Consider the following 13301-nt stretch of genomic DNA (forward strand, 5'->3'; position numbering starts at 1 on the left):
TGAGATGATGGACACGAAAATCCGCCGCACGGGGCAAGAGCCGCGAGGCCGGCTTGATGCAATCCTCACATCAGCAGGTCGCCGATCGAAAGTCTCTGGAGAGCCTTGGCTATGTTGCCGACAAGGGCTTCCTTCTCGGGTCCGTGATCCGGATAGCGGGTCATGTTGTCTCCGTTATGCATGAAGACATAGCCGCCCCGCTCGTCGTCCGTTGGATACTGCCAGAGCCAGTCCGCCGGTTTCGGATCCATCTCCGCGCCCACATCCGTCAGCCAGATCGCGCCTGGCGGTGCATCCGTCCAGCCGCGCGCATATTGGCCGTAAATGCCCTTCCAGCCGTCGAAGCCTTCGCCAAGATTGCCGAATATTCCGAAGCGATCGTCGCGCACCCGAACCTTGATATTGGCGAAAGGGCGGGGCGGGACGGCCCGGAACGGGGCCATGAACGGAAGCCAGGGCTGGCAGGGCTCGGCGCAGATGATCAGGTTGCCGCCTTGCGCAAGAAAGCCGAGCAGGTCGTCCGCCCTGCGCTTCAGGAAGATCTCGTCGTGGCTGCTTGGCAGGTAGAGCGTGTCGGTTGCCCCCAGCAGGTCGGGGCCGAGCTCGTAGAGGGGCGCGAACCTCACTTCAAACCCTTCCGCTTCCAGGCTTGGGCCGATCCAGTCGGGTTGCCATTCGCTCGGGACATGGCTGCACTGGAGATAGGTAAAGCGGTTCGGCTTTCGCCTTTCGATCCCGAGTTCCCGGTTCAGCCAGGGGTAGAAGGACTGCAGGAACCGCGTCGTTGCCGGCATGAACCGCTGGCCATTGTGGGAATGCGGGTCGAGGGAGGCCAGCAACAGCCGGCCGCCGCCGGGAAGCGCCGGAAAATCAAGGAAGAGGCTGCCGCCGTCGTCCTCGATCTCCAGGATCGAGCGCGCGCCGTCCGGCACGTTGTAGGATCCGCCCCAATGCCAGCTCATGTGGGCAAGCGGCATCGCCTCCGTGATCGGATGGGGCGGCTCGCTCAGCCGGATTTCGAGTTTGTCCCCCTTCGTCCACCACAGCCAGTCGCGACAATTGCCCGGTGTCCATTGCAGACCGGGAATGTCCAGCCAGTCCACATGCCCTTGGAGCATGACGACGAGGAAGCCGCCTTTGTGCAGGTAGGCATTGAGCTGCCCGGCATGGGGCCGGGCTGCCTCGGCATCCATCGCATCGGGCATGACAACGGCCTTGTAGGCCGAAAGATCCACCTTCGGCAGGTCATCTATGTAGATGAGATCGTCCAGATGGTGGCGGAAATCCCGGAAGCTGCGAAGCTGCCAGCTATTGCCCCAGTGGATGTAGGCAATTCCCTTTGTGGGGGCACGGAGGTCAGGCATCGGTTTTCTCTCCCCGGTGACGGAACAGCGGCGCATAGGTATGTTTTTTCGTGCCGGAAAAATCCGCCCGCGCGATCGGCAGGTCGTAGAGTTCGCTCAGATTGCGGGCGTCGAGGGCCTCGCCGGTGGGGCCGCAGACATAGCGGCTCCCGCTGGTCATCAGCAGCACGTCCGTCGCGATTTCGACGGCGTGCTGCGGCATGTGGGTGGAAAAGACGATCGTCATGCCGCGCTCGACCCGCAGCCGGTGGAGGAGTTCCAGAACCTTGTCCTGGTTCTTGTAGTCCAGCGCCGCGCAGGGTTCGTCCAGCACCAGAAGATCGCATTCCGAGGCGAGGGCCTGGGCGATCATCACCAATTGCCGCTGACCACCGCTCAGCGCATTGAAGGCCTGCGCCTCCAGAGCCTCGATGCCGAGCATGGAGAGGAATTGACGGACGATCTCGTAGTCCCTGCGTCCCGGCGCGCCGAAGAGCCCGAGATGCCGCGCGCGTCCCATCAGGGCGATATCCAGGGCGGAATAGGCAAAAGACACTTCGAAGAGTTGCGGCACGAAGCCGACCTGTCCGTGAACCACGAGCCTTCCGGATCTTGGCTGGATGAGCCCCGTCAGGACGCTGATCAACGTCGTCTTTCCAACCCCGTTTGCGCCGAGGATGGCGAGGGTGCGGCCCTTTTCGAGGCGGAGGTTGTATCCTTCGAGGATCGTCCGGCCGCCTCTTTCCACGGTGAGGTCACGGGCTTCAATCACCGGCCCAGCCTCCTTTCGCGTGCAGGCGGCGCAGGATGACCGCGAAGACCGGCACACCGATGAGCGCCGTGATGATGCCAAGCGGAATTTCGGCGGTGGTCAGGGTGCGCGCCAGATTGTCGACCATCAGCAGGTAGATTGCGCCGAGGACGCCGGCGACCGGCAGCATGCGCTGGTGATCCGCGCCGACGAGGGCGCGGGCGACGTGGGGAATGACAAGACCGACCCAGCCGATGATGCCCGAGGTCGCGACAACCCCGGCCGATATCAGGGCGGAGGTCAAAAGGATGATCCATTGGACGAGAACGACGCGGACGCCGAGCGCCCGTGCCTTCTCCTCGCCGAGCGACATGATGTTGATCTGAAACCGCAGCAGATAGATCGCGATGGACGCCGGCGCCACGGAAAGAAGGATCAGCAGCACGTCCGAATAGCTGCTGGATGCGATGCTGCCCATGAGCCAGTACGTTATTGAAGGCAGTTTCTGGAACGGGTCGGCCAGAAGCTTGGCAATCGAAATCGCCGCCGAGAAGAACGCCGAGATCACCACGCCGGCAAGCACCAGCGTCAGCATGCTGGTGCGCCCGCGCACTGTCGAGAGAAGCTTGACCAGAAGCACGCTGCCGAGGCCGAACAGAAAGGCCGTCAGCATCAGGCCATAGCCCTGGAGGCCGAGAAGAATGGCAAGCGTACCGCCGAAACCCGCGCCTGCCGTGACGCCGATGATGCCCGGATCGACGAGCGGATTGCGGAACAGCCCCTGCAGCGACGCCCCCGAAATGGACAGGCCGAAGCCGATGAGAACGGCGGCGAGTATTCTCGGCAGACGCACCTGCTCGACGACGACCTCCTTGACCGGATCCCAATAGGGCACGACGAGCGGATGGATGTTTTCGATCAGGATCAGGGCGACCTCCCTGATCGAAAGATCATAGCGGCCGATCGTCACGGAATACAGGATTGCCATTACCAGCAGCGCGATAAGGCCCGGCAGCATGGCAATTGTCGTCAGTTTTCGTCCCGCCGGGACGGTAGACCTGTTTTCGGACACAGCCTCAGCCGAAGGTTTCGGCATAGTCGGATGCAGGCGCGTTGCTGTCGCTTTCGAGAATGGCCTCGATCTGGGCGCCGGAGAGATCGGCGCCGTAGATAAGCCCGTAGACATCCTCGATCTGGGTCTTGAATTCCGGCGCATAGTCGGTGCCGTGGGCGATCGCCGCGAGCCAGACCGAGGTGAGGAAGATTTCCGGCGCGTCCGGGGTTCTGGCGAAGACCGGCTGCTTGTAGACGCGCCTGGCCTTGACCGCCGCCATGTTCGCGAGCAGCGGATCATCGAAGAAATCCTGCGGGTTGAGCTCGGCGGCATAGGCCGGAATGACGATGATGTCCGGATTCCAGACCAGGAGCTGCTCCATGTCGACCGTGCGCCACCACTCGCCGCTGCCATCGGCCGCCGGGTTGGTCACGCCGCTGAGAGACAGGTCCTGCGAGCCGTTGGCGATGACGCGGAACTGGTCGCCGATCTGGTCGATATGCAGGACGGACGGCATATCGGCGTCCTCAAGGTCCGACACCTTGTCGCCGAGCGCTTCGAGAGCATCGGACTGGGACTTGAGGATGGCCTGCGCCCGGTCGTTGCGGCCGGTCATGTAGCCGGTCAGCGTCAGGTAATCGAGCCTGTCCTGTTCCGTGCAGCACTGCCAGCCGACAACGGTCAGGCCAACCCGTTCAAGCGGCTCGATCAGCTTCTCGTCGTGGGTCCACTGGATCACCGCATCCGGCTTTTCGGCCAGTATCGCCTCGACGTTCGGCACGAAGCCCTCCTGCGCGGCACTCGTGCTGATCTTCGACATTTCCGGGATGATTTCGGTGTAGATGCCCTCGGTGAAATAGCGGTCGAGGGAGTCCTTGTTCATCCCGACAATGTGGTCGGCCGTCCCGTCGACCGCCCGATAGATGATCGGCGCGGAGCGGACAATCGTGACGACCCGCTCCGGCGGCGTCTGGAACGTGATCGTCTTTCCGCGATGATCGGTGAACGCGCTTTCCGCCAGAGCGGCGGCCGGTGCGGAAAGGCAAAGCAACCCGATAACCGCCGACACCATTCCAAGACGATTTGACATTCGCGACTCCTCTGGCAGGCCTTCGTCCGAAGGCTCGAAAATCCTGCCTTGAGAAATCAAATATGAATATTCTAGTCAAGTATTATTTGAGCCAGTGAAGCCGTCCGATCTGAGGCCCCGTAACGATGATAATCCTGTTGATCTGTCGCGTCCAAACAAGGAATGCGACCATCGGGCACTGTCTTGGCGCGCCCGATGGTCCGATCCAAGGGCCTACTGCTTGACTATGCCGTCTGCCCAGTCGGCGATGGCGTCGGCCGTCTCGACGGGTTTGGCGGCGGGCAGGGCGTGGCTCGCTCCGTCGATCACCACGACCGTCACGCGGTCGGCGCCCAGCTCGTCGCGCACCTCGTTGCGTGACCCCTCCGGGCGGAACGGGTCGGAACCGCCCTGCAGGTCGAGAATCGGCGCGGTGCCGCCCGACCAGTAGCTGTCGCGATCGGTCTGCTTGCGCGCCGCGCGCTGGCTCTGGGTGACATCCTGATGCCAACCCTCCAGCCAAGGCTCGGCGGTTTCCTCGTCGGTGAAGAAGGCCAGCATCAGCCCTTGCATCTTCTGATCGCGGGTCGAGTTCGGGTCGTTGATCATGGTGATCGCGTCCGACAGTTCCGGCGGCCAGGACTTGGCGCCGCCCGCCAGCAGAACGACGCCGCTGACGAGGTCAGGGTGATCGGCGGCCACGGTCTTGGCGATCCACTGGCCATAGGCATGGCCTGCGACGATCGCCGGCCCGCCCTCCTGTTCGATCACGGCGGCGAAGTCATCGCCGAAATCGTGAAAGCTGACGTCCTCCATCTTGCCGTTGCTCTGGCCGATGCCGCGCGGTTCGGGCAGGGCTACCTTGTAGCCGCGTTCGGCCAACCGGTCGGCGAGCGGGGCGAACTCGGCCGAGCCGCGGCCGGTCGAAGCGATCATCACCACCAGCGGCCCATCGCCCCTGACCGAATAGCCGACCTGGTGATCCCCGTTCATGACGGTTTTTTCCTGCATCTCGGCGGCCATCGCGGCTCCTGTCAGCGCGAGGGTCAGTCCCATCGCTGCGAGTATGGTCTTCATGTTTCCTCCTCCAAGGTTTTCCGCCGCAAGGCGCGGCGCATTCACAATAAATCAAAAATATGATTTTACAACTTTATAAAGCTTGAACGGCTGCGCCTTCGGCAATCAGCGCGGCGATCCGCCCGTCATCAATGCCCGCCTCGGCCAGGATTTCCCGTGTATGCTGACCGAGAGCCGGCGGCGGGCTTCGCACTGTCGGATTGCCTTCGGACATCAGGAAGGGCGCCACCGGCACGCGGTATTCCCCGGCGCGACCGAGGGGTTGCGGCAGCGGCTGCAGCACGCCGCGATGGTCCAGTTGCGGATCGGCGAGGGCCTCCTCCATCGGCCGCACCTTGCCCGCCGGCACGCCATGGCGGCGGAAGAAGGCCTCCCAGTCGGACGCCGTTCGGGTCAGCATCGCTTCGCGCAGCACGGCGGCCTCTTCGGCATGGGCATCGATCCGGTCCGCATGGGCGGACTTGACCATGTCGGGGCGGTTCAGCGCCAGCCAGAGGCGCTTCTGCTGGCGCATGTTCGCGGCGCCCAGCATCAGCAATCCATCCGCCGTGTCATAGGCGCCGACGCCGGCCACGTTGAAGCGGTTGCCTTCGGGGTGAGGGGCTTTGCCGCCCGCCGTCAGCGCCGTGACGTGGGTGCTCATCAGCATCAGCGTGGCGTCGAACATGGCAAGATCGATATGCTGGCCGCGTCCCGTGCGCTCGCGATGATAGAGCGCGGCGGTTATGGCAAAGGCGGTCATGTAGCCGGTGGCGTAATCGACCACGGGCGCCCCGGCCCTCAGCGGCCCGGATTCCTCCGTTCCGGTGAGGGCCATCAGCCCGGCGACGGCCTGAAACACGAAATCATAGCCGGTTTCCGGCCCGCGCGGCCCTGTCTGCCCGAAGGCCGAGACGGAGCAATAGACGATGCGCGGATTGATCCGCGCAATATCCTGATAGCCGAGACCAAGCGCGGCGAGCGCGCCTGGTCGATAGTTCTCGATGAAGACGTCCGCATCCTTCAAAAGCGCCTTGAGCGCCTCCTGGCCGCCGGCGGTCTTCAGATCCAGGGCGGCGGAACGCTTGTTGGCGCCCTGGGCCAGATAGGTCGTGCCCATTCCGGCCGCGCTCAATTCCCTGTCAGGCCCTTGCAGACGAACCTGATCGGGGTCGCCGGGCCGGTCTATCTTGATCACATCGGCGCCCATGACGGCCATCTGATAGGCCGCGAACGGGCCTGCCAGCACATGGGTGGCGTCGATCACCCGCAGTCTTTCGAACGGCATCATCGCGGTCTCCTCCTGTTTGCCGGCGACAGCTTGCCCCATCGATTAGAGCTATACAACTAGCTTAATGTAATTTAGGTTCCGTTTCGATGAAATGAACAGGGAGAAACGGCATGCCGACAGATCAGCAGGACAAGCCGCGCGTGGAGATGCGGATGGTCGATGGCGTGGCCGTTCTGACGATCCGCAATCCGCCGGTCAATGCTGGCTCTCACGCGGTGCGCAAGGGTCTGGCGGACGGGCTTGCCGAAGCGGCGCGCAACGGCGCGAGCGGCGCGGTGATCATCGGCGACGGGCGCTGCTTCATCGCCGGTTCCGATCTGAAGGAATTCGACAGCAAGCTGGAATGGCCCGAACTGCCCGACGTGATCCGGCTGGTCGAGGACACGCCCTTTCCCGTCGTGGCCGCCATGCATGGCGTTGCGCTTGGCGGCGGGCTGGAGCTGGCGCTCGGCTGCGATTACCGGCTGGCCGCGCCGCACACGATGGTCGGCCTGCCCGAAGTCGGCCTCGGTTTCGTGCCGGGCGCGGGCGGCACGCAGCGCCTGCCGCGGCTGACGGGGCTTGCCCGCGCGATCGATCTGATCAGCGCCGCCCGCCGCATTCCGGCGGATCAGGCCGCCGCCATCGGTCTCGTCGATCGCGTGGTCGCGGGTGATCTTCTTGCGGGCGCGCTGGCCTTCCTGGCCGAAACCGTCCGCCCCAAGCGCGCAGCGCTGGCAATATCGCCTCCGGCGGACGATCCGGCCGCGGTCGAGGCGGCGGCGGACAAGGCGTTACGCCGTGGCAAGGGCCGTCCCAACGTGGCGGAGGCGATCCGACTCATCCGCCGTGCCGCCGAGGCGGATGGACGTGACGCGCTGGCGGATGAGCGCGCGGTCTTCCAGCGCCTGCGCTTGGGCGAGGATGCAACCGCGCTCAGGCATCTGTTCTTCTCCGAGCGTCGCGCGGGCGTGGTGGAAGGGCTGGACATGGGGCTTGCGCGCGCGATCGGGTCGGTCGGCGTGATCGGCGGCGGCACGATGGGGCAGGGGATTGTGCGCTGCTTCCTCGCCACCGGCCTTCCGGTCATTCTCATCGAACGCGATGAGGATAGTCTGGCCAATTCCGTGTCCGCCGTTCGGGCCAGCCTTGACGCGGCGGTCGAAAAGGGCCGGCTGGCGCCTGACGAGGCCGCCCGCCGCAACGCCGCCCTCACCGGCGCGACGGATTATGCGGCGCTGTCGCGGTGCGACCTTGCGATCGAGGCCGTGTTCGAGGACATGGCGGTCAAGCGCGACGTTCTCGGGCGGCTTGAGCGCGTGCTGGCCCCGGATGCGATGCTTGCCACCAACACTTCCTATCTGGATATCGACGCGATGGCCGAAGGGCTCGCGCACAAGGGCCGCGTGGTCGGGCTGCATTTCTTCAGCCCGGCGGATGTGATGCCGCTCATCGAGGTGGTGCGCGCGAATGCCACCGACGACGCCACGCTTGCGACCGCGCTGAAACTGGCGCGCAAGCTCGGCAAGCAGCCGGTGGTCGCGCGCGTCGCCGAGGGGTTCATCGGCAATCGCATCTACGCCGCCTATCGGCGTCGCGCCGAATTGCTGGTGCTGGATGGCGCAACGCCGCAACAGGTGGACCGGGCCGCGACGGCCTTCGGCTTCGCCATGGGTCCGTTTGCCGTCGCCGACATGTCGGGCCTCGACATCGCCTGGGCCATGCGCAAGCGGCAGGCGCCGACGCGCGACCCCGCCGCGCGCTATGTAACCATTCCGGATACACTGTGCGAGATGGGTCGGCTTGGCCGCAAGACCAAGGGCGGCTGGTATGATTATCCCGAAGGCAAGCCCGTACCCTCCGATCTGGTTGCAGACGTGATCGCCGAGGCGCGGCAGGCAGCGGGCATCGCGCCCGCCGAAATCGACGCCGCCGCCATTCAGCGACAGCTCCTCGCCGCCATCGTCAACGAGGCTGCGCTTCTTCTGGCAGAAGGCGTGGCGCAGCGTCCATCGGATGTGGATGTGACGCTCTGCAACGGCTATGGATTTCCGCGCTTTCGCGGCGGTCCGCTCTGGTGGGCCGCCCATCAGGATCGCGCCGTCATCGCCGGCGATCAGGCGCGGCTGGCAGAGGCGATCGGCCACGGTTTCGCCGCCGGTCCCGTGGACAAGGTGCTGCACGATATCGTTGAAGAACGGAAAGGCTGACCTTCATGAAGCATGTGATGAAACTGCATTGGTCGCCGCGCTCGCCCTTCGTGCGCAAGGTCATGATCGTGCTGCACGAAACGGGACAGCTGGGCCAGGTCGAACAGGTCCGCTCCGTCGTCGCCATGCATCTGCCCCCGAACGCCGCGGTCATGGCCGACAATCCTCTCGGCAAGATCCCGACGCTGGTCATCGAGGATGGCACCGCGCTGTTCGACAGTCGCGTTATCTGCGAATACCTCGATCACCGGGCGGGCGGCAGCCTCCTGGGTGACAGACGCTTTGTGCAATTGCGCTGGCAGGCACTCGGCGACGGGCTGATCGATCTGCTGCTGCTGTGGCGCACGGAACTCTCCCGTCCCTCCGGTCCTTGGGATGCCGTGACCGAGGGCTGGCACGCCAAGGCGCGTGCCGTCATGGCCACGCTGGAGGCCGAGACCCCGGCGCTGGCGGCAACGCCCTTCGGCCTGGGCCATGTCGCAATCGTTTGTGCCCTGGGGCAGCTCGATTTCCGCTGGAGCGACGCGAACTGGCGCGATCATTTCCCGCAACTTGCGAAGGCGGAGGCGGGTTGGGCCGCGCGTTCGTCGGTCGCAGCCACGGCGATCGTGGATGACGCGCCGGACGGCGCCGACGTGACCGCCGGGAAACTGCGCTTCGATGGTTAAGGCCTTGCGGTCGCAACTTGTATCAAAAGTCTAGCTTAGCCCTTTATGACACCGCGCCGGACGGCTAAGGTGAAAAACGAAAAAAGGACGAAGGTGCAGACTATGACTTCGATGACAAACGCGACGGCAATAGCGCTGCAGAAGAGCAATGTCTCGCGCTACATCCAATTGGCCGGCCTGTTCCGACGACGGATCGAGACGGGCGAATGGGACATTGGCGCGAAAATTCCGACCGTGAAGGAGCTGGCCGAGCAATGCGGCGTGGCCACCATGACCATCCGGCAGGCGCTGGATATCATCGAGGGCGAGGGCCTGATCGAGCGGTATCGCGCCAAGGGCACCTTCGTCGTCGAGCGTCCGAACCGCGACCTGTGGTGCGAGGTCAAGACCGACTGGTCCGGTCTGCTGATCGCGCGGGATAATGCGACGATCGACATTCTGGGCGATGAGCGCGGCGTCATGCTGCCCCGCCGCGAGAGCGATATCGGCAGGCCGGCGCCGTCATACCGGCATTTGAAGCGACGTCACAGTCGCGCCGGCGCGCCCTTCATGATCGGCGATGTCTATGTCGACGAGCGCATCTCGCCGCTGATACCGGATGAATCCTACTCGCGCATCACCGCCATGCGGATCGCCCACGACCTTCCGGGCCACACGATCGAGGATGCCGTCCAGATCGTCACCATCGGCTCCGCCGATCTCGAGACCGCGACGGAGCTGAACGTTTCGATCGGCGACCCCATCGCCAAGGTCCAGCGTATCGCCGTCGACCAGCACGGCGATATTGTCCTCCTGGCCAACGGCATCTATCGCGGCGACATGATGAAGATCGAGGTCAAGCTGCGCTGATCAGCCCTTGAAGACCGGCGGGCGTTTCTCGCGGAAGGCGGCCATCGCCTCGGCGGTGTCGTCAGTGGTCGACAGCGCCTTTGTCTGGGTCTGCTCGAACCGATAGGCGTCGTAGATCGACATGCCCTCAGTGACCTGAAACGAGCGCTTGGCCGCGCGCACGGCGGAGGGGCTGGCCTTCGCGATGTCGGCGGCAATGCCGATCGCGGTCGGCATCAGCTCCTCGGGCGTGGTGCATGCGGAGGCGACGTTCATGCGCAGCAGGTCGGGCCCGTAGAAGCGCCGTGCCGTCATGATCAGCAGCCGCGCGTCGCTCTCGCCGAAATGGCGGCGTATGTGGGCGACCCCGCCCGCAAGGCCGACATTCACCTCGGTCATCTGCAGGAAGCCCTTTTCCGAGGTCACGATGATATCGCAGCAGAGCGCGGTCACGCAGCCGGCGCCGATGGCCGCGCCGTTGACGGCGGCGATGATCGGCTTGGGGCATTCCAGCAGGCAGTCAAAGCTCGCCCGGACGCGGCGGTTGTGGGCGGTGTAATGTCCCGGCTCCTGGGTCGGACGCTCGGAGAGGTCCGCGCCGGCGGAAAAAGCCTTGCCCTCGCCGGTCAGGACGATCACGCGCACGTCGGGCCGGTCGCCGAGGCTGTCCACCACCTCGGCCAGTTCCTCGCGAAAGCGGTTGTTTTGCGCATTCACCGGCGGGCGGGCGATGGTAATGGTGGCGATGTGGTCCGCCACAGTCAGCCTGAGTGTTTCATGGCTCATGGCTTGATCTTTCCGTCCGGGTCCAGGAGGGGCCGTGTCATTGTAAACGAACGCGGCGGGACCGTGTATTCCATATAGCCCATCCGACCGAGCGGCTGCAGCAGCTCGACATCGACAAGCCCGTCATCGCTGAGCACGCTTTCATCGATATGGATGCCGACCACCTCGCCGATGACGATGCGATTGGTACATTCGGCTCCGGTCGAGGGCGTCAGCGTCAGCGTTTGCGACACGATGCATTCCACGGCCACCGGCGATTGTGCCACGCGGGGGCAGGGGATGTTTTCGCAGGGCACGGCCGTCAGCCCGGCCTCGGCGAATTCGTCCACGCCCTCCGGCCATGAGGCGGAGCTCAGGTTCATCGCCTCGCGCAGCGGGTAGGTTGCGATATTGACGCAGAAATAGCCCGTCGCCTCCGCGTTGGTATAGCTGTGCTTGGGGCTGTCGGAGGAGAACATCACGAAGGGCGGCTTGCCTGAAATCGCGTTGAAGCAGCTATAAGGCGAAAGGTTGGCCACGCCCGATGGCGACAGGGTCGAGATCCAGCCGATGGGCCGCGGCACGATCAGGGCCAGCCACGGATTGTGCGGCAGGCCGTGGGGCTGATGGCGGGGATCGTAGAACATCAGCTCTCCTTCGCCGGAGGCATGGTGAAGAGCTGGCCGCGGGGACCGTCAAGGGGCGCGTCCATGCCGGCGGGCAGGGGAACCCGATGGACGTTCAGCGTCATTGCCACCATTGAATAATAGCCGATGACCGCCGTCAGTTCGACCGCGCCCATCTCTCCCCAGCGGACAAGAATGGCGTCATAGGCGCCATCCTCGACATTGCCGGTCTGCAGCAGCTGGCGGGCGAATTCATAGACCTCGCGGGCCGCGTCGTCGTTGCCGAAATCGGGGGAATCCCCATCGCGGATCGCCTGCATGTAAGCCTGGGGCAGTCCGGCGCGTTCGGCGTCGCCGGCGTGAATGCCCCATTCCAGATCGCTGTTCCAGCGCCGCGCGGTTACCAGGATCGCCAGTTCGTTGAGATGCGTGGGGATAGATGTCTCGAACCGGAGCACCTGGCCCAGGCGTTGCCAGCGGTCGGCGAGCGCCGGATTGTGCAGCGCCGCGCGCAGCGGACCAACCAGCGTCCCCCTTGGGCCGGAGACGATCTGCTCGTAGACCTGGCGCTGTTCTGCCGTCATCGTATCGGGCGTGGGGAAGCTGATCCGGCCTCCGTTCGGGCGGGCAGGCGTGGTCTGGTCGTTCATGCTGTTGTCTCCAGTCCCAGCGCGCGCAGAACGTCGTCCGTGTGTTCGCCGAGGAGCGGTGGGGCCTTGTCGAAGGACAGAGGCGCGTTGCGGAAATTCAGGGGGCTGACGACCTGTTTCAGATCTCCGCTCAATGGATGCGGGATGTCGCGCAGCATCTTTCGGTGCTGAACCTGCGGTTCCTCGAAGACGCGATCCACGGTGTTGATCGGCCCGGAGGGGACGCCGGCCCTGGCGAAGGCCGCAACCCAGTGATCAACGCCATTCTTCGCCAGCGCCTCAAGCAGGATCGCCTCCAGCGCGGGCAGGTTTTCCACCCGGCCGGGATTGGTGGCGAAATCGGGATTGTCGGCCAGTTCCGGCATGCCGATCACCTCGGCGAATTTGCGGAACTGTCCGTCATTGCCGACGGCCAGCACGATGTGTCCGTCGGCCACCGGATAGACATTCTGGGGCTGGATGTTCGGATGCCGGTTGCCGCGCCTGACCGGCGGGGTGCCCGAGACCAGATAGTTCATCGCCTGATTGGCGAGCATCGCCACCGAGACGTCCAGCATGGCGAGGTCGATATGATCGCCCTTGCCGGTTTTCTCGCGATTGGCGAGCGCCGCCAGCACCCCGATCGTGGCATACATGCCGGTCATGATGTCGACGATCGGGACGCCCACCTTCTGCGGGCCGCCGCCGGGCGTATCGTCGGGCGCGCCGGTTACGCTCATCAGCCCGCCCATGGCCTGGATCATGAAGTCGTATGCGGCATCGTCCTTCATCGGTCCGGTAAGGCCGAAGCCGGTAATCGAGCAATAGATCAGGCGCGGGTTTACCTGCCGCAGAGCCTCATATCCAAGCCCCATCCGCTCCAGTGTTCCGGCCTTGAAATTCTCAAGTACGATATCGGACCGGGCGGCGAGCGCGCGCACGGCGGCGCGGCCCTCTTCCGATTTCAGGTCCAGCGCGACCGAGCGCTTTCCCCGATTGACCGAAAGATAATAGCCCGATTCCTTGGTCGGC

Annotated in this window: 13 protein-coding genes; 3 read left to right on the top strand and 10 right to left on the bottom strand. The window is 64.6% G+C overall.

Features of this window, described 5'->3' with window-relative positions; translation table 11 throughout:
- Positions 1-65 precede the first annotated feature (65 nt).
- The 6 genes from B4E36_RS00080 to B4E36_RS00105 form a co-directional block, all read right to left on the bottom strand.
- Positions 66-1364 (bottom strand): hypothetical protein, encoded by a 1299-nt coding sequence (locus B4E36_RS00080; RefSeq protein ID WP_292057804.1) that lies wholly within the window; start codon positions 1362-1364, stop codon positions 66-68.
- Positions 1357-2115 (bottom strand): ABC transporter ATP-binding protein, encoded by a 759-nt coding sequence (locus B4E36_RS00085; protein WP_292057806.1) that lies wholly within the window; start codon positions 2113-2115, stop codon positions 1357-1359. The genes B4E36_RS00080 and B4E36_RS00085 overlap by 8 nt, the downstream gene beginning before the upstream one ends.
- Positions 2108-3112, bottom strand: a complete 1005-nt coding sequence (locus B4E36_RS00090; protein WP_292057808.1) for a FecCD family ABC transporter permease — start codon at positions 3110-3112, stop codon at positions 2108-2110. Before B4E36_RS00090 ends, B4E36_RS00085 begins: the two co-directional genes overlap by 8 nt.
- Positions 3113-3170: 58 nt before the next feature.
- On the bottom strand, positions 3171-4238 hold the full coding sequence (locus B4E36_RS00095) for an ABC transporter substrate-binding protein (protein WP_292057810.1): 1068 nt from the start codon (positions 4236-4238) through the stop codon (positions 3171-3173).
- A gap of 213 nt (positions 4239-4451) precedes the next feature.
- A complete protein-coding gene (locus tag B4E36_RS00100) occupies positions 4452-5294 on the bottom strand; it encodes an alpha/beta fold hydrolase (protein ID WP_292057812.1) in 843 nt (280 codons plus the stop codon).
- Between the two features lie 73 nt (positions 5295-5367).
- Positions 5368-6564, bottom strand: a complete 1197-nt coding sequence (locus B4E36_RS00105; RefSeq protein WP_345899831.1) for a CoA transferase — start codon at positions 6562-6564, stop codon at positions 5368-5370.
- 110 nt (positions 6565-6674) lie between these two features.
- Here B4E36_RS00105 and B4E36_RS00110 point away from each other — a divergent pair, with 110 nt between their 5' ends.
- The 3 genes from B4E36_RS00110 (at position 6675) to B4E36_RS00120 (ending at position 10270) form a co-directional block, all read left to right on the top strand.
- The gene (locus B4E36_RS00110; protein ID WP_345899832.1) at positions 6675-8753 is read left to right on the top strand and encodes a 3-hydroxyacyl-CoA dehydrogenase NAD-binding domain-containing protein; all 2079 of its coding nucleotides are present in this window, start codon (positions 6675-6677) and stop codon (positions 8751-8753) included.
- 17 nt (positions 8754-8770) lie between these two features.
- The gene (locus B4E36_RS00115) at positions 8771-9421 is read left to right on the top strand and encodes a glutathione S-transferase (RefSeq protein ID WP_292057819.1); all 651 of its coding nucleotides are present in this window, start codon (positions 8771-8773) and stop codon (positions 9419-9421) included.
- A gap of 102 nt (positions 9422-9523) precedes the next feature.
- Positions 9524-10270 (top strand): GntR family transcriptional regulator, encoded by a 747-nt coding sequence (locus B4E36_RS00120; RefSeq protein ID WP_018064576.1) that lies wholly within the window; start codon positions 9524-9526, stop codon positions 10268-10270.
- Here B4E36_RS00120 and B4E36_RS00125 read toward each other — a convergent pair whose 3' ends face one another.
- The 4 genes from B4E36_RS00125 to B4E36_RS00140 all read right to left on the bottom strand — a co-directional run.
- A complete protein-coding gene (locus tag B4E36_RS00125) occupies positions 10271-11035 on the bottom strand; it encodes an enoyl-CoA hydratase/isomerase family protein (protein WP_292057823.1) in 765 nt (254 codons plus the stop codon).
- Positions 11032-11661, bottom strand: coding sequence for a flavin reductase family protein (locus B4E36_RS00130; RefSeq protein ID WP_292057826.1), 630 nt, complete (start codon positions 11659-11661; stop codon positions 11032-11034). Before B4E36_RS00130 ends, B4E36_RS00125 begins: the two co-directional genes overlap by 4 nt.
- The gene (locus B4E36_RS00135; RefSeq protein WP_292057827.1) at positions 11661-12290 is read right to left on the bottom strand and encodes a carboxymuconolactone decarboxylase family protein; all 630 of its coding nucleotides are present in this window, start codon (positions 12288-12290) and stop codon (positions 11661-11663) included. Before B4E36_RS00135 ends, B4E36_RS00130 begins: the two co-directional genes overlap by 1 nt.
- The coding region (locus tag B4E36_RS00140; protein ID WP_345899833.1) for a CaiB/BaiF CoA-transferase family protein at positions 12287-13301 on the bottom strand (1015 nt) is incomplete at its 5' end. The genes B4E36_RS00140 and B4E36_RS00135, both read right to left, overlap by 4 nt.

It is taken from the genome of Martelella sp. UBA3392 (assembly GCF_002358775.1).
Classification (GTDB): Bacteria; Pseudomonadota; Alphaproteobacteria; order Rhizobiales; family Rhizobiaceae; genus Martelella; species Martelella mediterranea.

Excerpts from the sequence above, each read along its gene's own strand:
- B4E36_RS00080 (WP_292057804.1), bottom strand. The coding sequence starts at position 1,364 with ATGCCTGACCTCCGTGCCCCCACAAAGGGAATTGCCTACATCCACTGG.
- B4E36_RS00090 (WP_292057808.1), bottom strand. The coding sequence starts at position 3,112 with ATGCTGCCGGGCCTTATCGCGCTGCTGGTAATGGCAATCCTGTATTCC.
- B4E36_RS00095 (WP_292057810.1), bottom strand. The coding sequence starts at position 4,238 with ATGTCAAATCGTCTTGGAATGGTGTCGGCGGTTATCGGGTTGCTTTGC.
- B4E36_RS00100 (WP_292057812.1), bottom strand. The coding sequence starts at position 5,294 with ATGAAGACCATACTCGCAGCGATGGGACTGACCCTCGCGCTGACAGGA.
- B4E36_RS00105 (WP_345899831.1), bottom strand. The coding sequence starts at position 6,564 with ATGATGCCGTTCGAAAGACTGCGGGTGATCGACGCCACCCATGTGCTG.
- B4E36_RS00110 (WP_345899832.1), top strand. The coding sequence starts at position 6,675 with ATGCCGACAGATCAGCAGGACAAGCCGCGCGTGGAGATGCGGATGGTC.
- B4E36_RS00115 (WP_292057819.1), top strand. The coding sequence starts at position 8,771 with ATGAAACTGCATTGGTCGCCGCGCTCGCCCTTCGTGCGCAAGGTCATG.
- B4E36_RS00120 (WP_018064576.1), top strand. The coding sequence starts at position 9,524 with ATGACTTCGATGACAAACGCGACGGCAATAGCGCTGCAGAAGAGCAAT.
- B4E36_RS00125 (WP_292057823.1), bottom strand. The coding sequence starts at position 11,035 with ATGAGCCATGAAACACTCAGGCTGACTGTGGCGGACCACATCGCCACC.
- B4E36_RS00130 (WP_292057826.1), bottom strand. The coding sequence starts at position 11,661 with ATGTTCTACGATCCCCGCCATCAGCCCCACGGCCTGCCGCACAATCCG.
- B4E36_RS00135 (WP_292057827.1), bottom strand. The coding sequence starts at position 12,290 with ATGAACGACCAGACCACGCCTGCCCGCCCGAACGGAGGCCGGATCAGC.